This is a genomic window from Shewanella pneumatophori, from assembly GCF_023283895.1.
Classification (GTDB): domain Bacteria; phylum Pseudomonadota; class Gammaproteobacteria; order Enterobacterales; family Shewanellaceae; genus Shewanella; species Shewanella pneumatophori.
In genome coordinates this window covers 1-20,157 of sequence record NZ_JAKILB010000022.1, presented here as the reverse complement: position 1 = coordinate 20,157, position 20,157 = coordinate 1, and the positions used below count along the sequence as shown (strand labels likewise).

The window sequence follows — 20,157 nt, the reverse complement described above, 5'->3', positions numbered from 1 at the left end:
AACCTCCGCTTACAGCTGTGGCAATGTGGCTGGAGGCGTTAATGCATCATCCTCAGTCACTTTGACTTTACTGTTATTACTTAAGCGAACTTGGCCTGAGGTCACTACGCTATCACCCGCTTTAATATCACCGCTGACTAAGGCGTTGAGTTCATCGCGCTCTAGTACAGTGACGTTGATTTGTTTAACGCGTTTTACTTGCTCGCCATCTTCTGTCGTTTCTTCAATTAGGTAAACAGAGTCGCCGTAAAGGGTAAAGCTGATTGCCGTTTGCGGCAGCACAACTTGCTCAGTTAGCTCTGGTAATTGAATGTCGACTTTGGCGAACATACCGCTACGTAGCTTAGCTTCAGTATTAGGGATCTGCGCTTGTACTTGAATTAGCCCGCTTTGGTAAAATACCGCTGGCTCAATTGCTGAGATCACGCCTTCAAAAGGCTCGGTTGGGTAGGCATCAACATAAACATGTACTTTTTGGCCTGTCGCAATACGAGGTAACTGAGTTTGCGGGATGGTAAAGCGGATCTTCATGGTGCTGATATCTTCTAGACGCACGATATCGGTACCCGATTGTAAGTATTCACCTAAGTTGACGTTTCGAATACCGACTAAGCCTGCAAACGGCGCTTTAATTTCACGACGATCGATTGTCGCGCTTAGGCTTTCAATGTCAGCCATTAAAGCAAGGTACTTAGACTGGCTGTTATCAAGATCTTGTTTCGATACTGAGTTTTGCTTATACAGTTTACTTAGGCGCTTAAAGTCAGCTTCTGCTGCAGGTAGCTGTACTTGTTTACTCTTAAGGTTGGCTTTTTCTACTTTTGAGTCTAACTCAATGAGCATTTGCCCTGACTTAATTTCGCTACCGTTTTCAAAACGAATAGCCGACACGATACCTGCCAATTCGTTTGAAATCGTCACACCTTGATTTGGTTCGACAAAGCCAATTGCATTAATGGTTGGCTGCCAAGTACTTTGTTTAACATCAATGGCTGTTACTGGAGCCACAGCTTCTGGCATGTTGGCAATTGCATCGGCAATTTTTCCTTTAATAAACAGATTAAAGCCAATGACTGAGCCGAAGGCCAGTACTGCGATGATGATCATCACCAGGGTCCACTTTTTCATGTCCTGATAACTCCTTTAGTTTGTCGGTGTGGTTGGAATATAAATAGCTCGCCAGCATAAATCGCAAGCAAGCGTGATATCTTTTTCGTCGTACTCGATAAGACCGCGCCTCATGGCGCGAGCCATTGTCATTGATGGCTCCATTGCTACCGCGTAGAGTGCGCGTGGATGCAAAGGCTGAATGCTGCCTTGTGCTAATCCTTCTTCAAATAGGCGGTGTAGTGGCTCAAACAACTTCATTTCGAGTGCGCGAATTTCATCGGTATTACTTTCTGGAAGGTGGGCGTATTGCTCGTAACTTAGATTGGCAGGCGAAGGCTGCTTGCCGTAGTTATGCATTTTCATCCATATACGTTTAAAGCGCTGTTCTAGGGTGCCTACATGGTGATCTTCTAAAATGGCACTCGCTACTTGAGCGAGTACATCTTTTCTAAGTTCTAAAATCAGATCGTCTTTGTCTTTGAAGTAGCGATAAATGGTGCCTGCGGCAACGCCTGCTTCTTTGGCAACAAGCTGCATCGACAAGCCTTGAATACCACCGGAGGCGATAATTTTTTCTGCTGCGCGCAGTATTAGATTGCGTTTGCTGTGCATAATAAGATCGAAAGTGAATGAACGTTCATTCATTGAGTGTAGTGTCTGTATAAATTAATGGCAAGTAGTCTGACGAATGAATATGTCGTTTTTGAGTCTTACTAAATGATAAATATAGAAGAAAAATTTTGACTGCGAGATATTGTCGATAACTTTTCCGATCGTAATCGGGTTTCTGCTATCATTCGTCTTTTAATGCCTTCCTTAATATCTTGGTTTTAACGTATCCATGAAGCTCAATCCCGGACAAAATGATGCCGTTCACTATGTAAGCGGTCCTTGCTTAGTACTTGCGGGTGCTGGTAGTGGCAAGACCAGAGTAATTATTAATAAAATTGCTTATCTGGTGGAAAAGTGTGGCTATAAGGCGCGCAATATCGCTGCCGTTACTTTTACCAATAAAGCTGCACGCGAGATGAAAGAGCGTGTGTCGCAGTCTATGGGACGTAAAGAAGCGCGTGGGCTGTGGATCTCGACTTTTCATACTCTCGGGCTTGAGATCATTAAGCGTGAGCATAAAGTTGTTGGCTTAAAGCCTGGTTTTTCACTGTTTGACGACCAAGATACCTTAGCATTGCTTAAAGAGCTGACCCAAGATGAGCTCGATGAAGATAAAGATCTGCTAAGGCTGTTAGCGACCACCATTTCAAATTGGAAAGGTGATTTGGTGATCCCAGAGCATGCGCGAAAAATTGCTAAAGATGAACAGCAGCAACTGTTTGCACTGTTATATCAGCGTTATGCTCAACATATGAAAGCCTACAATGCGCTGGATTTTGATGACTTGATTTTGCTGCCAACATTATTACTTCGTCAAAATGAAGAAGTAAGAACCCGTTGGCAAACCCGTATTCAATATATGCTGGTGGATGAGTATCAAGACACCAATACCAGCCAATATGAAATGGTTAAGTTGCTGGTGGGTGAGCGCGCGCGTTTTACCGTAGTTGGTGATGATGACCAGTCTATTTACTCATGGCGTGGTGCTAAACCGCAAAATCTTGTATTGCTTGGTAAAGATTTCCCTAAGCTGAAGTTGATCAAGCTGGAACAGAATTACCGCTCGAGTCAGCGAATTTTGCGCGCTGCCAATATATTGATTGCCAATAACCCTCACGTTTATGAAAAGGCCTTGTTCAGTGAGCTAGCATACGGTGAACCTATTCGGGTATTAATTGCTGCTAACGAAGAGCAAGAAGCCGAACGTGTGGTAGCAGAGATGATCCGCCATAAATTCGTGGGTCGGACTAGCTACGGTGATTACGCGATTTTGTATCGTGGTAACCATCAGTCACGCTTGCTTGAAAGAGCGCTAATGACCAACCGTATTCCCTATAAGCTCAGTGGTGGTACGTCTTTCTTTGGCCGTGCAGAAATTAAAGACATCATGGCTTATCTGCGGTTAATCGTGAATCCGGATGACGATAATGCCTTTTTGCGCATCGTTAACTTACCAAAGCGTGGTATCGGTCCGGCAACACTTGAGCGTTTAGGTAACTTTGCTAACCAAAAACAGATCTCCATGTTTGCGGCAATTTTTGAAGCGGATTTAAACCATGAGTTACCGCCGGCGGCGATGGCGAGCTTGTATAAGTTTGGCCGCTTTGTGGTTGAAACCGGTGATTTAGCTGAACGTGGCGACCCCGTTGACGCGGTAAAGCAGTTAATTCGTAACATTAACTACGAAGACTACTTGTACGAAACCAGTACGAGCGCCAAAGCGGCAGAAATGCGCATGAAGAACATTTCTGAACTATATCGTTGGGTGACTGAAATGCTGCAAGGCGACGATTTAGATGAGGGGATGACGTTGCCTGAAGTGGTGACTCGTTTAACGTTGCGCGACATGATGGAGCGCAATAGTGAAGACGAGGGCGGCGATCAGGTGCAGCTGATGACCTTGCATGCATCGAAAGGTTTGGAGTTCCCCTATGTGTTTATGGTGGGCGCAGAAGAGCGTATCTTGCCGCATCAAAGCAGTATTGATGAGGACAACGTAGATGAAGAGCGCCGCTTAGCTTATGTGGGGATCACCCGAGCGCAAAAAGAGCTGTGGTTTGTTATTTGCCGTGAACGCCGTCAGTTTGGTGAAACCATCCGTTGTGAGCCAAGCCGTTTCTTGATGGAGTTACCTCAGGATGATTTGATCTGGGAAAACCGTAAGCCAGTGCAAAGTGCTGAGCAAATGCAGCAGTCCGGACGCTCTAATATCGCGAACTTAAGAGATATGTTTAAGAATAAGTAGCTGCAGACTATTTTAAAGCGTGTGTATAGGAGGCGCTATGCGCACGCTTGATTAACGATTTTATCCGCTTTTACTGCGGTAGAGCATTCAATAACCTCACCCAGCACAATCCCTTGGCCAACCTCAAAGCCTATATTTTGCAGCACTTGTAGTTGCGGCGCAGTATTAACTCCTACTGCAAACACTGCTATTTCCATCGCCTGAGCGGCACTAAAATAAGCTTTTACCAGTTTTAGATGTTGGCTATTTTCAAGGTGGCTACAATAGCTAGAGTCGAGTTTTAACGCATCTATGGGCAAAAATGTCAGACTGCTAATCGCACTGTGAGCACTGCCGTAACCTTCAATACCGAGTTTTATGTTAAGTGGGCTTAAGCTTTCAAAAGCACAGATATGGTTATTGGTGTTTTGAACAAAGGCCTTTTCATTGAAAAATAGTGTGGCCTTGCTGCTATCAAACTGAAATTGCTTAAGTCTGTTTTTAAAGGCGCGTAGCGCATATTTATGATTTAGATGCTGGCTTGAGATTGATAAATGAAGTTTTAACTCATCATCATAAATGCTTTGCATTGTATGAAAGCTGTTATTGACCATCTCGAGCATATAGTTATCAAGTTCAATGATCATATTGCAATGATCGGCAATATTATTTAGCTGCTCTTGTTTTATCTTGCCGAGCGTCGGGTGATGCCAGAACAGCCTTGGCTCAAGCGCGACAACTTTTTCAGTGTTTAACGCCATAATCGGCAGGTAGCTAATTTGCAATTGTTTATCACTGATTGCTGATTTGAGCTCGTTTTCAAGTTTGATATCGGTGATTTGTTGCTTATTAACGTCATTATTGAAAATAACAAAGCAGCCTTTACCTTGTGACTTAGCTTGGTACATTGCGGTATCGGCATCACGTAAAATCGACTCGCTAGTGTCTGAGCGGTTTTGGCCACTCATGGAAATTCCGATACTACCACTTGAGTTAAACTGCTGGTTTGCGAGTTGATAAGGTCTAGATAGCTCAGCCAATACTCTTTCTGCTACATCTTCAGCATCTTGAGAGTCACTAATCGAATCAAGCAAGATGACAAATTCATCGCCCCCGAGTCTGGCAAGCATATCGTTGCTTCTAATACATAGTTTGAGGCGCTTGGCGGTTTCAATTAGAAATCTGTCCCCTTCCAAATGGCCTAAGGTATCGTTGAGTAGCTTGAAGCGGTCCATGTCGATAAACAATACTGCGAATCGATTTAGCGTATGGCGACGCACATGTTTAATAGCTTGGGTTAAGCGCTCCATAAACATTGAGCGATTTGGTAGGCCAGTTAAGTTATCGTGCTTAGCATCGTGGACTAACTGACGTTCAATACGTTTGCGTTGGCTTATCTCTTTTTCTAAATCGTTATTCGCATCGGCTAGGGCTTGGGTGCGCTGGTTTACTTTATCTTCTAGTTGCTCATAACTGAGCTTGAGCGATTCAGCGGAAAGCTTTTTCTCGATTGCTGTGGCGATATGCTGTGAAACAAAAGTCAGTAGTTCGAGATCTTTCTCTTGGTAAGTCTGGCTAAAGCTATAGCTGTATATGGTTAATGCACCACTAACCTGACCGTGGATAAATAATGGCACTGCAATCCACTGATTGATCTCTTTAGTGTCATTTAACTCTGGCGCAGCCTTATAGAGCTCACCAGATGCGATAAGCGCGTTAATGTCGGCTTTTTCGAGTAATCGAGGCTTATGGTTAAGTAAAATATATTCGGTTAGACCATCGCTTAACGGGCGCGACTTTGGCGGCTCTAGATCAAATTGCGATACAAAGTAAGGGAAGGTCAGAGTATTACGCTGTTCGTTTAATAACGAAATAAAACAATTGTTCACCGGCAGAAGGTGGCTAATCACCCGGTGGATCTCACTGTAAAATTGTTGATTGTCGATATTAGAGTTGGCCAGATCGGCTATTTCAAATAATGACTTTTGTAAACGTTCCGCTCTACGACGCTCATAGACTTCTTGTTTTAGTTTGTTATAAGCGATGCTCAGTTCTTTAGTGCGAGTGTCAATTGCTTGCTCAAGTTGCTCTTGGTTGTCTAAACGCTGAATCACCCCTGAGATGTGGTGGCTAATGAAGTTCATTAACTCTATTTCTATTTCAGAGTAGACAACATTCGGGCTGTAGCTTTGAAATACCAATACGCCTATCGTTTGGTCGGCACTTTTTATTGGTGTGCCTATCCATTGGTGGCAAGTGCTACCGCGCAGGCTAATGGCTTTTGACTTGGCTAGCTGCTGATATGTTTGGTCATTACAGATCAATGTTTGCTCTGTTCTGAGTACGTAGCCAGTTAATCCGCTATATAGGGTTTCAGATAAATCTTCATCTGGGTAGCAATCGTCTGGATGGGCGTCTTTCTCATCGAGAAAAAAAGGTACTTCAAGTTTGCCGTTGCTGGAGTTTAGCGTAGCAATAAAAAAGTTGTCGGCCGGGATCAGTTCATTGACTGACTTATGCAGTGATGAATAGAATTCTTTTGGTGTGGTAACACTGGCTGCGAAGTTAGAGATCTCTAACAAAGCGTTCTGCGTTATTTCCGCTCGTTTATACTTAAGAGCCAATGCTTTTAAGCGAGCAATCCTTTTATGTAACCTCAGCGTGGTTTTTGACTGAGATGTTTCTTCCCTAAACATGGTGTTCCGCCAATCGCTATTGTTTTAATTTGATTAGGATTTGGGCTAATCCATATTGATAGCATGAAAACTGAGCTCATCCAAGTCATAATTTTGACACTGAGTGACAAAAAAGTGTACAAACGACTCAAATCTTGAGCGAACGCACACTAAATCAGTAAAAAAAGCAAAACAAGTGTAGACGGCAGGGCAATTTGCACCTACTATATGCCCCGCTAACAAGGCAAGGCACCCATAGCTCAGCTGGATAGAGCGCACCCCTCCGGAGGGTGAGGCCGAGGGTTCGAATCCTTCTGGGTGCACCAGAATGGAAACGGGGCTTGTTAGTAGGAAATATCAGTGGTGATTGTAGCTCAGTTGGTAGAGTCCCGGATTGTGATTCCGGTTGTCGTGGGTTCGAACCCCATCAGTCACCCCATTTTCCTAAAGCTTTAAATGTTGTAAAGACTCGGTGATTAGCGCAGCCCGGTAGCGCATCTGGTTTGGGACCAGAGGGTCAGAGGTTCGAATCCTCTATCACCGACCACATTTTAAAATAGCGAGTTTACTCGATATTTAGCAAGTTAAGTAAGACAAAAGATTTTCGGTGATTAGCGCAGCCCGGTAGCGCATCTGGTTTGGGACCAGAGGGTCAGAGGTTCGAATCCTCTATCACCGACCACTTTTACATGAAGCCTCTAGAGAAATCTAGAGGCTTTTTTGTATCTGGAATATATCGTTGAGGATTCGAATCCTCACTCTTTCGTCATGCGACCACATTTACATTAAGTCTCTAGAGCAATCTAGAGGCTTTTTTGTTTCTAAAAACTGGTAAAGGATTCGACTCCTGTCTTTTATGAAACCATGGCTGAGCATTTTTCGATAAGCCTTGGGAAGTAGAGAGCATCGAGAGTCTGGGCAGTAGAGTATCGATAAAAAAGCCCCTTGATGGACAAGAGGCTTTGTTGTGGCTATTTTGAGCAATATTGAGCTAGTCTACATCAACCGGAGGGGAGATATAGCCCATGTATGCGTTGGTTTTTAATGGCGTAAAGCGAGCTAATTGCTCTTGCTCTTCTACACCGGTAACTATTACCTCAACATCTAAACCTTTAGCAACGTTAATTAGCGCGCGGCACAACTCACTGCTGTGTTCACTTTCATCGTAGTAAGCAAATGATTGGTCGAGCTTTACATAGCTCGGGCGTAGGTTTTGTAAGTAAGACATTGAGCCAAATTGGCGGCCGAAATGGTCTATACCGAAGTGCGAACCATTGTCTCTAATAATGGCACAAAGTGCCTGACACGCTTCAGGGTCACTATATACCGCAGCTTCAGGAATATCGAAGCACAGTCTTTCTCTAAGCGTTGATGAGCGTAAAAACTTATTAAGCCATTGATGGAATTCAGTATCGCCCATACTTTGAAACGTTAAATTCACTGCAATAGGCTCAAAATTTCTATTGAGTAATTGCTTGCTATGTAGGCTTTCAATCAAGCATTTATCTAGCAAGGTACCTAAAGAAAGCAGCTCCACATATGGCATAAACTGTCCGGCTTGAACCATTTTGTCGTGAATTTCTAACTGGCAATACAGTTCTCTTTGTAAGATTGAGTTTGAGTCATTGAGTAATATGGGTTGCCACTTAAATTTGAATTTACCTTCAGTAATGGCGGCACTTAGGTGTTCGCGCCACTGTTCTCGGGTAAATAGTTGCTTTTCATTAGTCTCAAACCAGTGGAAAACTTGATTACCTTGAATCGCTTTTTGTAGTGCGTTATCAGCTTGTGCAAGAACGTCTGTTACTGACATTTGTCCTATACGCTCAGCGATACCAATAGCGAAACCTTCGTTAGGTTTACAGCCTGCTTTTGACATCTCCTGATTAATCGTGCGGATCAGTGTTTGCAGGTACTTACTTGTTTGATCATGCTCTGAGCTTGTAATTAAGAAAGCAAATTCGTAAGCAGCGATACGGGCGATCACAGAGCCGGTTACACCATCTAAGTGCTGCTTCATTTTATCTGATAGTAATTTGATGGTCTCGTCGCGAACTTGATAACCATATTTACTGTGCACTTCTTCGAGCCAATCAAATTTGGCCATCATTAATGCACCGCTTTTGGGTTCGCTCAGCCAACTGTTAAGGCGTCCCATCATATATTGGCGGTTTGGCAAACCAGAAACTTGATCAACCAGATTTTTCTTTCTTAATTCGCCGACTTCTTCATCGAGAGAATTAAAGATTTGTTTAAGCTGCTCTGACATGCTGTTGAATGCAAGTACGACTGACTTGAGTTCAACTGTTTTAGGTACTGTCATATCCGGGCCGAATTTGCGGTTGGCCACTTCTTTAGCGTGTTCGGCAATCTCGTGGAGTGGTTTTAAAATCCAAGTTAAACCTATACGGGCAAAAATGATGGCAATAAGAAACAATATTGAAAATACCAAGATAGCATTGGTCATGGTGCGCCAGAGCTCATGGTAGCCAAACCCTGGGTGGGCGGTCACTTCAAGACGTGCAAGTTGGATCCAACCTGAAGTAATGGTACTTTCTCGTTTAATTGTTTTGAAGAGCCCTAAATCAATAAACCACTGCGGCACACCGTCAATTGTCATTGGGTTTTGCCATACTTGTTGTTTACCATCTACTAACCAGGTGAGCTTTACCTGTTGGTAGTAACCCCCTTCAAAAATTACATTAATCAGTGTTTCTGCACCGACTATGTCACCAGCCTCAAGATCGGGTACCAGCATAATTCCCAGTGAGTTACTGGTATTATTAAGGTCTGACTCCATTTGCTTGGTTAGAAAGCTCTGTGTTTCAGTAAACTGCACATAGCTTAAGCTTGCTACAACCAGCAAAAAGAGTACAAATAGTAATGTGTATATCTGTCGAAACAGTGTCATCTTGTTTACTACTCCAGTTTTATCTTGGGTTGGTTGAGTCGCTCAACACCCAAACGGTGCTTCAGGTCATTCCATTTCGCTAGCTTAGATGAAGAGCCAGCTAGAACACCTCGTCCTTTTTCTTTATTTAACCAAAGCTGTCGACCATTAAAACTGTAAACAGGCAATAGATCTGTTCTTTGGGTCGCCGGTTTTATTTGCTTATCAAGATTGTCTAAAACGAGGGGAATAGAAGAGGGGGTTTCATAATACGCTAGCACCATATGATACTGATTCACACTAGTGGCTTTGACCATAGTGATGCGTAACTTATCTTCTGAAACACCGAGTTGGAGTAGGGTAAAATACTTGGCGATTGAGAAGTCTTCACAATCGCCGCCACTAACTCCGATAAACTCCATGGGCGTTGCCCAATAATTCTTATTTCCCCAAAGCTTTATATCGTCGACAAAATGAAACAGGTTGAAAAAATTATTCACCATTAAGATTTTGTCGCTATCTTGCAAGTCCTTTGCATCATCTAAAATTTTAAACCAAGCCCGAATTCGTTTTCCCGCACGTTCACCATACTGTGACTCTATTGTTTGGGTTATATGGGCTGTATCGAGTTGCTTAAGCGGAGCAGCATAAAGACAAGAGACAGACAAAGCTAAAACCGTCAATTTAAATTGGCAGACTTTTTGTAATTTTTTTAATTTATAAAGCCGGCCAATCATGATGCTCCGTTACAACTCCTACTTAACTTCTTCGTCTACGGTATAGATATGCCACTTCATATCTGCAGTTGTGTCATCACCGGTTAGTTCAGCGATCACTCGGCGATTCACTTTATGTGCAGCAGCAGTATGAGTGGGGTCGATAGGTCTATCGAAACTATAACCTATAGCACTGAGCCTGTCTGAATCAATACCAAAGCGCTCGGATAGCAAAGAACTTACTGCGTTAGCTCGATTTTGCGATAAGGTTTGGTTATGTTCGTGACTACCCGTTTTACTACAATGGCCTTCGATTACCGCTTCTGTATTTGGGAATTCACGCATAAATACGGCAATAACTTCCACTTGAGGGTAATACATAGGGTCGATGTAGTATGAGTCATTGGCGAAGAGGATTTTTAACTCTTGACGCTCATTAATTGGCTTAATTTGACCGCAACCATAATTATCAATACTCGCACCCAACACTGTGTCTGTGCAGCGTTCTCTGGCGACAATCACACCATCATGGTCTATGTCACTTAGGTCATTAACCTGTACGGTAGGTTGGTCCATTGTCACTATATCGCGCATTGAGCAGCCGCCCAATATGGCGATACTTAATAGGATTAATAAGGTTCTCATTGTGGGACTCCTCCTTCATAGTCTCGCTCACCTTGCCAAACATCAGGTCTGGTCACACGTAAAGAATCAAGTAATTGGCCAGTGGCGTTTAGCACGCGGTATTGGGCAATAATTTCGTCATACTCAGATTCTAAGTAGTCTTTTCTAGCTTCAAAAAGCTCATTTTCAGTATCGAGTAGATCCAATAAGCTGCGTTGGCCCAAGTTAAACTGTTGGCTGTAGGCAACTTGAGTGTCTTTTGCGGCAATTACGTGATCGCGAATGTACATTTTTTGCGGTGTCAGTAACTCGTAGGCATTCCAGGCTAAATTTGCACCTTCAACAACCTGTCTGTGAGCACGTTGGCGGATCTCTTTGGCTTCACCAATCTTATACGCCGCTTCCTTTTCTCGGGCGAGATCTCGACCACCTGAAAACAGGTTGTACTTTAAACGTACCATAGCGACGAGATCGTTATTGTGTCCGCCAACATCAGTTTGGAAAATGCCGCTACCAGAAATACCATCCTCACCATCAAGGTTATTATTCCAGTTACCATCCAATTCTAAAGTGAGCTTAGGGTAGTAGTTTGATTGAGCTGAATCTTTCTCATTTTTTGCAGCATTGATATCACTAGAAGCCGACTTGAGAATAGGGTGGTTTTCTTGCGCTAACATGATGCTAGTACTGAGGTCGGCAGGTAGCATGTCTGCATCGGGAACTGGAACTATCATATCTTCCGGCTCTTGCTCTACCACGCGAATGAACTGTGACTTAGCATCGTAAAAGTTATTACGAGCAGAAATGACATTTGCATTTGCTCGAGCTAAACGGCCGGTAATTTGTGATAAGTCAGCTGTTGAGCCTAAACCTGAGTCTGTACGTTGCTTAATTTGATCGTAGATTTCTTTGTGGCTTTCGAGGTTCTTCTCGGCTAAAACCAGTACCTGTTCACTACGAATGTAATTGATATAAACGTTGACAACATCGAGCGCCATATCTTCTGCAGCGGCAAATAGCGCCCATTGTTCAGCACTTGCTTCAAAGCTGTAACGGTCAACTTCGCTACTTGTGTAAAAGCCATCAAACAGCATTTGCTTGATACTGAAGCCAGCTTCACCACGTTCGAGTTCAATCACGCCATCATCATCGACTTCACCATCGCCTGCGCGACGTCTGGTTGATGGGCTATTAGTTTGCTCCCAACCATAACCAGCACTGATATCAACAGTTGGCATATATCCCGCGATAGCTTGATTGACTTGCTCTTCACGGGCTTTAAAGCGGTTAAAAGCAATCCGAATTTCTGGATTGGTATCCAAAGTATGTGCAACGGCCTGCTCTAGTGTTTGGCTATAAGCGGAAGCCGGTATTATCAGCGTGCTAACGGCAAGTGCTAGAGCACTGCGTTTGAGCTGCCGTATTTTACTGCTATCCATTGTTAACCCCTCCTGGTCGTTTTATCGGGCCTAGCGCTCTCTAAGCGCTGTGTCTTTAGCCCGCAATATTGGATTAAGTATGTACTCTAAAACGGATCTTTGCCCTGTAATCACATCAACAGAGGTTAACATGCCGGGTATTATCGGCATTTCGGTACCGTCGTCTTTGGTTAGGCTAGAAAACTCAGTCCTAACTTTTACAATATAAAAGCTGTTGCCTTCTTCATCTTGGGTGGTGTCAGCACTGATATGTTCCACCACTCCATTGAGGCCGCCATAGCGAGTAAAGTCATAAGCTGTGACCTTTACAACTGCTGGTAAGCCGGGGTGTAAAAAGGCGATATCTTTGGGAATAATTTTAGTTTCGATTAGCAGCTTGTCTTCAGAAGGTACGATTTCAATGATGTCGACACCGGGCTGGACGACACCGCCGAGTGTATTGATATGTACAGTTTTAACTGTGCCATTCACCGGAGAGGTGATTTCTGCTTTACTGACTTTATCTTGTGCACCAACTTGAGCTTCGTTCATACGAGAAAGCTTGGTTTGCATTTCATTAAGTTGTGCGCGGCTATCAGCGGCATAAATCAATACTGATTCTCGACGTTTTAAAATCGCTTCATCCATGGTTGATTTAACTTTTGGTCGTAGCAAGCGCAACGAAGCGAGTTCGCCTTGAATATCGTTAACCACACGTTGCAGCTTGAGTAACTCAACTTCAGGCACAATACCTTTCTCTGCCAGTGGACGAGTAAGCTCTAGTTCTCGAGAAACTAATTGGTAACTTGTGGTTAAGGTTTTAATTTTTGAAGCCAGCTCTTGGATTTCTTGATTACGTTGCTGGATTTGTCGTGCCTGGATTTCAAGTTGGTTACTGAGATTATCTAGGCGGCCAACATATTCTTCTCGCTGACGTCGGGTTAACTCAGAATCAGTTTCTTCAAGTGTTGCTGGGAATATTAATGTTTGCGGCGAGATTTTGACTTGCTCGCGCCAGTCATTGCTAATCCCTGAAATAGTAATGCTATTAAGCTCGGTTTTAAGGCGAATAACATTGGCGAGTAAGCTATTAACTTCTTGCTCTTGCTGAGCAAAATCTGATTGAAAGCGCGTTGCATCGATACGCACAAGAGGCTGGCCTTTAGTTACAATAAGGCCTTCTTGGACATACATTTCTTGCAAAATTCCGCCATCAAGACTTTGAATGACCTGTACTTGAGAGGAAGGGATCACTTTGCCCATGCCGGTTGTGACTTGATCTAGCTCTGCGAAATAGGCCCAGAGAAGAAACGTAACAACTAACGCTGATAGCGCCCATATTGTGAGCCTGTGACTTGTTGGGGCGTCGGTCATCATGGCCCCATATACATCATCAACCATCTCTAAATCATGGGTAGTTAAATGCTTACTCATTTTTTAGCGGCTCCTGCTAACAAACCTTCGTTGAGTTTTTTCAGCACATCAGCTTTAGGGCCATCTGCAACTATGTGTCCTCGGTCGAGCACTATAATGCGGTCAACAAGATTAAGTAAATGCATCTTATGGGTGATAAGTAATAAGGTTCTGTCTTTACTCACATTATGCATAGCATTGATAAACTGCTTTTCTGCGCGGGCATCTAAGCTGGCTGTTGGTTCGTCCATCAACAATACTGGTGGATCATTCAAGGTTGCACGTGCCAAAGAAATGGTTTGTCGTTGGCCACGTGATAATGCTCTGCCGCCTTCACCGACTTGTTGATCTAAGCCTTCTGCTTCTAAGTTGGTAAATAAATTAACCCCTGAAAGTTGTACCGCTCTGATCAGTTGATGCTCGGTAACTTGGCGAGTTCCGAACAAAATATTGTCACGAATAGTGCCGTGAAAGAGGGTGAGATCTTGAGGGAGATAACCAAAGTTTCTTCTAAGGTCGCTAGGGTGGATTTGCGCGGAGTCGAGCCCGTCATAGGTTAAGCTACCTTGTGTTGGCTGATATAAGCCAACAAGCAGTTTTGCTAAGGTACTTTTTCCTGAACCATTGCGGCCAATAATTGCAACACGCTCACCAGGAGCGATATTGATTGATAACGGGTGGAGTATTGGGCGCTCAGAATCAGGGTAACTAAACCCTACATGATGGGCTGAGATCTGGCCGAGTAAACGTTGTCGGCTAACTAAATGGCCTTTATTTTCAAACTCATCTTCTTGAGTCATTAACTCATCGAGTTGACGCAGAGCGCTTGCGGTTTGATTGCCGCGTGTCATTAGCCCAGCAAGCTGAGCCATAGGCGATATGGCGCGGCTAGATAAAATCACCGCAGCAATAATACCACCCATAGAAATTTCGTTTTCAGAGACTCGGTAGACCCCTAAAATCACCACAAATATCACTGATGTTTGCACAACGAACGTGGCCATATTGGTTACGGATGTGGTGATTTTTTTGCACTTCAGCTGCCAGTTAGCTGTGTGGCCTATCATCTGTTGCCAACTCTTTTGTACTAAGCCTTCAGCACCGCTGGACTTAATCGATTCAATAGAGGCTAACGACTCAATTAAATGACCATGTTTGAGGCCGGAAAACTTATTACTTTCATCAATTGCGGCTTTCAATTTTGGCTGCATTATCAGGGTGTAACCAATAATGATAATGCTACCTAAAAATGGAATGAGTGCCAGATCACCTGCAACAATATAAATGATAAATAAGAAAAATAACGCAAAGGGTAGATCAACTAATGTTGTAATAGTCGCTGAAGTGAGGATGTCGCGAATGTTGTCGAATTCCCCAAGTTGTTTAGCCATGCCGCCAACACTGGGAGAGCGCTTTTCAAGCGGGATACCAATGGCTTTAGCAAATAGTTTGGATGAGACGATTATGTCGACCTTTTTACCAGCGACATCAATTAAATAGCTTCTTAATTGGCGCATTATTAGATCGAATATGTAAGCGATACCTGCACCAATGGCTAGAACCCATAATGAGTCAAAGGCAAGGTTTGGCACCACTTTGTCGTACACATTCATAATGAAAAGTGGTGAAACTAACGCAAACAGATTAACTAGCACGGATGCGATAAGTGCATCACGATAAATGGGCGCAGAGTCTTTAACGGTTTGCCAAAGCCAATGGGTTTTACTTTCATGTAAATGAACATCTAAGCCCATGTCGCCACGGTATTCTTGTTTCACTAAGAACAAGTAGCCAACGTATAGCGCTTCTAGTGCTTCAATGGATAAGGTTTCTTCACCACCGGTTTCAGGTAGTTGAATGACAGCCCGATCTTTTTCGATGTCGAGTTCGCGTAATAGGCATGCCTTCTGATCTTTTAATAATAAAATGCAAGGCAACATAATGGCTGATATTTCATTCAGCCCTTTACGAGATAGCTTAGCAGCAAGTCCTGCGCGGCTTGCAGCTTGAGGTAATAACTCAGGCGTGAGTATATTCCCCTGCATTGGCAAACCAGCTGCAAGGGAATCGCTAGAGCAGGGGCTACCGAAATATTCGGTGAGTAAGACTAAACTATCTAGCAGTGGATCAACCATTACACGTTGTGAGGCTGAGATCGTCCACTGCTCAGTTTTCTTAGATTCTGAAGCAGACACCTTAGAGTCTTATCCTTAAGATTTTATTATTTATTATGGAAGTATCGAACAAAGTGACCTGTTTTGCTACAGATCACTTGTATCTTCTTTGTTATGGTATGTTTATTCCATTTTGATTTATTAGTTCATCAAGTGGATCTGGTGTGTTAACAGCCTGAACTAGAGGTTCTCCAGAAGAGTTGCTCACAATTAAAGGGCCATCACCATTACTTCCAAGTAAACCAGAAATGATGTCGGATTCATCGCTACCAAATTGGGCAAACAGATCAACACCATCGAGCACAATATGTTGATCGAAACTACCGTTTTGGTCGGTATCGATATTGATACTGGTTGAGCCATTTACGTCTGTAAACTCGATGAAAGGTAGAAGCTCGCTAACTGAGTTGCCTTGTAAAATATCGCTCAAGTCGAGCTTGTCTTCTGCCAAATCAAAATCGGTTATATGGTCGGTCGTATTTGTGCCGTCTACAGAAGTTGCAGTCCAGATGAAGGTGTCTGCATCTGTGCCACCCGTTAAGGTATCGTCACCTAAGCCACCGATTAAGGTGTCAGAACCATCTCCGCCAATGAGGAGATCGTTACCTCCTTGACCAAACAGAATGTCATCACCTTCACCTCCGGCTAAGGTATCCGCACCATCATTAATATTGGCGATATCAAGCATTGTAGGATTAGCCGTGATAAAGTCGTGGATATCTTGTACCGATACATCAGCTTCATTGGTATTCGTTTCTTGGGCAACCAAAGCTTGCAATGCAGTGAAGCCCTGACCATCAATACCGTTAAACTGAGTCAAGTCACCAAAGATAATGTCGTTACCTTGAGCACCGTTTGATTGGTCATCACCTGGGATTAAATTGGTTTCTGAACCCAAAATTACGCTGGATAAGTTGCTGACATCAACTTTAGCTCTAACAAGACCGTCACTGTCGTAAGCAACTAAATCTGTAGCATCAATATTTTGCTTTATACCAACAGCTTCTACTTCAGATACTGCGTTTAATAGGTCAAATGCGCCATGTTGATCACCACCTCCATTGTGCTGACCGTCTGTAATGAAGTAGGTAATATTATTGCCAGGATTAGCGGTTACTATGTCACTGCTAAACCAGTTTGTTGCAGTAGTGAATGCATCAACATAGTTAGTCCAACCTCCATCTAAAATAGCGTCCCAGGCGTCATTATCGCTATTTATTAAAGCGTTTATATCTAAATCATTGATATTTAGTGAAAGGCTTAAGCTAGCTGAGCCATCAAAATCAATAACTGCAATATTAACAGTGCCGGAGTATTGACCTGAAGCGGAGGCTTGTAGGACTTTAAATACTTCTATTAATTGCTCTTTTGCGGTATCAACGGCACGAGATCCCATACTGCCTGATGAGTCTAAAATAAAGGCAATGTTATAGTTTTCACCTTGAACGATTTGAATGCCAGAGGTATCGCTGACAATGATGTCGTGATTGTCAGTGCCATCAATATCGTTATCACCATTTGTACCTGTGGTGTAACTATAGTCTCGCAATGAAACGTCTAAAGTTATGCTAGAGCTTGCTTCATTGTTATTGCTTGATTCTGTGCTTGTAGCACTAACATCAAGGGTAAACTCTTTGTCGCCAGTATATGACTCATCCACTACTATCTTTAAATCAGTCAAATCTTGTGCAGTAAGCGACCAAGTGCCATTGCCTAAATCAGTCCCCGCAGATAGATATACGCCCTCTGGTACACCTTCTACGGTGATATTTGAAATTGCTTCACTACCATCGACATCAACTAAATCAGCTTGTATATCAAGCTCAATTTCTTGGACTTTTACTTGGGTCAGGCTGCCATCAGGATTAACGGTATAGATCCCGTCAGCAAACATTAGTCGTTCGATACGATAGAGGTGATCACCTGCATCAAGAGTGCCTGTACTTATGGCGCTAGTATCTCGACTTAAGCTGTCTTCGACCAATAAATAAGGGGTATGGGAATGATCGACATGATTTGTAATGGTATATTCAGCAAAGTTACCGCTATAAACGGCAGTGTCGATGCCTTCTCCGCCATAAATCGCGTCATTCTCACCGCCGCCAAAGAAGACATCATTACCGGCATTTCCTTGTAATTTATCGGCAAAATTACCGCCAATAAATACATCATCACCTGAGTTTCCTGATAGATCGTTGGTATCGTTATCAACACCTTTTAAATAAGTATTGGTATCTACTTGCGCAGTAGCTGTTCGGCCAGCCTCTATTGCTTCGATATTGGCGTCTAAAATATTATCACCAACAGCTACATTATCTGTTGGGGGCTGATTATTAACAATTTTGTAAACCCACTCGATATTACCTGTGCTTGCTGTAAGTGTTGGGGCATCGGCTCTGGCATCGATATTAATCGTCATCGTTGCGGTATCACTCACAGAGATACCGTCAGTTACTACAAATTCAAAGTCAGCTAGAGCACCACCTTGGTTACCAACTCCTGTAGCATTATCGTTACCATTTGCTTGGTCACCTGCAGGGGTAAAGCGCACATGGCCTGAGTCAAACATTGCTGAGGTTAGTAAGACTTGCGATGTTACAGCAACCCAGTTGCTGCCATTGAAATACTCTAAAGTGCCATTCTGGCTGTTAGGAAGTTGGCTGACTTGAATTGATAGTTCGGCTTTGGAAGTATCGACATCGGAAATTGAAAAGTCGTCCCACTGCAATATAAGAGAAGTATCTTCAATACCACTCAGATCACTGTCTAATACAGCTGGTGGAGTATCGACACCAATAATGTTAATCGTTACTGTTGCTGTATCCGTTGCGCCATATTCATCAGTAATGGTGTAGTTAAATTCGAGCTCTGCACGTTGCCCTGCGGTTAGATAATCGTATGCGCCGTTAGAGTTAAAGGTATAACTACCATCAGCATGTACTGTTGCAGTAGCTCCGTTGGCAAAAGTGATATCTACACTTGAGTTCTGACCAAAATCGATACCATTAACATTGGTTATTGAGAAGTCATGATCTTGCAGATCAGAATCATTAGTCAATAGACCGTCAGCAGCGGTTACAGTGAGAGATTGGTCCTCTTCTACAATAAGAGCATCTTCACCCAGCCCTTGGCCTGAGACCTCAATTGAAGTGAGATAATAATCAGAAGAATCACCGCCCAGACCTATTCCATTTTCTTCATCTACAGTATAAGTGGCCTCAAATACTAACTTATCAAATACGAAGTCACCGGTGTTAATAGTGAATTCACCGCTGTTACTATTTTCAGTTTTAAATACTGTCATAGCAACAAGCTCACCTTTGTAATAGGCTTTTACTACACCTTGTTCACCGCCTTCTTCGCCAGATAGCATATTACTTACGTTAAAGGTTGCAGTATTTGCTAAGCCACTAAATTCAAAGACTAAAGCTTCAGATTCTCCGGTGCTTGAATCAAACTGCAGTTGCTCAACTCCACCACTATTATCGTCTCTTGGGTTACCAGAAACACCTAACTTATTCGCATCGGAAGAGTAGTTTACTACGCCAGTTGTACCATCGGCATTAAGAGCGCTAATGGTAAATAATGGATTAACTTGAGTGCCGTTTTCGGTTCCCCAGTTGTCTGCAGAACTGGCACTTGCGCTAAATGAGCTATCTAGAGCATCATCTACAGCGTCGACGGTTGTTACTGCCGCAGTATCATTTCCAGTAGTTGAGCTATTGCCCGCTTCATCGGTTTGTGTTGCACTGACTGAAATCTCTTGTCCTTCACTAGGAGTGTTTTCGCTCCAAGTAATAACACCGTTGTCGTAATCAAAGTTAGTGCTTGCAGTGCTTGATGAGCCACTAACGACAAGTTCACCAGTATCGCTAAGGCTTAATGTCACTATTGAGTTGATACCGCCATTTGTTATCGTTAACGTAACAAAACCACCGTCATCTAATTCGGCATGATTTACATTTACCTGAAGTTGAACGCCGCTGCCGCCAGATGCTAATTCTCCTGAATTTAACCAGCCATCGTTTACATACTCATTAGCTCCAATAATAGCGTTATCGTCGAGTATGGTGACGGTAGGAATTATAGGGGCTGTAGTATCTAAGTTATCCGTCGCTGAGTCTGTTACAGAATTACCGTTGCGATCATCTGCGCTGGCGTTAACCGTGATATCACCATCAACCAGACCAGAAATATCAACGCCATCAATCGAGTAAGAGCCGTCAGCATTAACGGTCACGCCAGTCACTTGCTGAATGTTGCCTGCGCTATCTGTGAGCGTGAGCGTCACAGTTGTGCCC

General features: G+C 43.3%; 11 protein-coding genes and 4 tRNA genes. 5 read left to right on the top strand and 10 right to left on the bottom strand.

The genetic code is table 11. The features are described 5' to 3' along the window. Positions 1-9: 9 nt before the first annotated feature. Both L2740_RS20670 and L2740_RS20665 read right to left on the bottom strand, forming a co-directional pair. A complete protein-coding gene (locus tag L2740_RS20670) occupies positions 10-1,128 on the bottom strand; it encodes an efflux RND transporter periplasmic adaptor subunit (RefSeq protein WP_248951926.1) in 1,119 nt (372 codons plus the stop codon). A gap of 15 nt (positions 1,129-1,143) precedes the next feature. Continuing rightward, entirely contained in the window at positions 1,144-1,755 is a 612-nt protein-coding gene (locus L2740_RS20665) for a TetR/AcrR family transcriptional regulator (protein WP_248951925.1), read from the bottom strand. Between the two features lie 196 nt (positions 1,756-1,951). On the opposite strand from L2740_RS20665, the gene rep reads away from it, so the two are divergent. Next, positions 1,952-3,967, top strand: a complete 2,016-nt coding sequence (rep, locus tag L2740_RS20660) for a DNA helicase Rep (RefSeq protein WP_248951924.1) — start codon at positions 1,952-1,954, stop codon at positions 3,965-3,967. Positions 3,968-4,002: 35 nt separating this feature from the next. Here the strand turns inward: rep and L2740_RS20655 are convergent, their stop codons facing one another. Further along, positions 4,003-6,642 carry a bifunctional diguanylate cyclase/phosphodiesterase gene (locus tag L2740_RS20655; protein WP_248951923.1) on the bottom strand — a complete coding sequence of 880 codons (2,640 nt, stop codon included), beginning with the start codon at positions 6,640-6,642 and terminating at the stop codon, positions 4,003-4,005. 228 nt (positions 6,643-6,870) lie between these two features. Here L2740_RS20655 and L2740_RS20650 point away from each other — a divergent pair. The 4 genes from L2740_RS20650 to L2740_RS20635 all read left to right on the top strand — a co-directional run bounded on the left by L2740_RS20650 (position 6,871) and on the right by L2740_RS20635 (position 7,303). Next, positions 6,871-6,947 (top strand) — tRNA-Arg (locus L2740_RS20650). 37 nt (positions 6,948-6,984) lie between these two features. Continuing rightward, positions 6,985-7,060 (top strand) — tRNA-His (locus L2740_RS20645). Between the two features lie 31 nt (positions 7,061-7,091). Then, positions 7,092-7,168: transfer RNA gene (locus L2740_RS20640), tRNA-Pro, on the top strand. 58 nt (positions 7,169-7,226) lie between these two features. Further along, positions 7,227-7,303, top strand: a tRNA-Pro gene (locus L2740_RS20635). Between the two features lie 309 nt (positions 7,304-7,612). Here L2740_RS20635 and L2740_RS20630 read toward each other — a convergent pair. The 7 genes from L2740_RS20630 to L2740_RS20600 all read right to left on the bottom strand — a co-directional run. Next, entirely contained in the window at positions 7,613-9,532 is a 1,920-nt protein-coding gene (locus L2740_RS20630; RefSeq protein WP_248951922.1) for a bifunctional diguanylate cyclase/phosphodiesterase, read from the bottom strand. Positions 9,533-9,540: 8 nt separating this feature from the next. Continuing rightward, positions 9,541-10,248: a transglutaminase-like cysteine peptidase gene (locus L2740_RS20625; RefSeq protein ID WP_248951921.1), complete on the bottom strand. Its 708-nt coding sequence runs from the start codon at positions 10,246-10,248 to the stop codon at positions 9,541-9,543. Between the two features lie 18 nt (positions 10,249-10,266). Continuing rightward, entirely contained in the window at positions 10,267-10,872 is a 606-nt protein-coding gene (locus tag L2740_RS20620) for an OmpA family protein (RefSeq protein ID WP_248951920.1), read from the bottom strand. Then, entirely contained in the window at positions 10,869-12,290 is a 1,422-nt protein-coding gene (locus L2740_RS20615) for a TolC family outer membrane protein (protein ID WP_248951919.1), read from the bottom strand. The genes L2740_RS20620 and L2740_RS20615 overlap by 4 nt, the downstream gene beginning before the upstream one ends. Before the next feature lie 30 nt (positions 12,291-12,320). After that, on the bottom strand, positions 12,321-13,703 hold the full coding sequence (locus tag L2740_RS20610) for an HlyD family type I secretion periplasmic adaptor subunit (RefSeq protein ID WP_248951918.1): 1,383 nt from the start codon (positions 13,701-13,703) through the stop codon (positions 12,321-12,323). After that, the gene (locus tag L2740_RS20605; RefSeq protein WP_275974432.1) at positions 13,700-15,817 is read right to left on the bottom strand and encodes a type I secretion system permease/ATPase; all 2,118 of its coding nucleotides are present in this window, start codon (positions 15,815-15,817) and stop codon (positions 13,700-13,702) included. Before L2740_RS20605 ends, L2740_RS20610 begins: the two co-directional genes overlap by 4 nt. Positions 15,818-15,968: 151 nt before the next feature. Beyond that, positions 15,969-20,157: Ig-like domain-containing protein (locus L2740_RS20600; RefSeq protein ID WP_275974431.1), on the bottom strand; the 4,189-nt coding region annotated here is incomplete at its 5' end.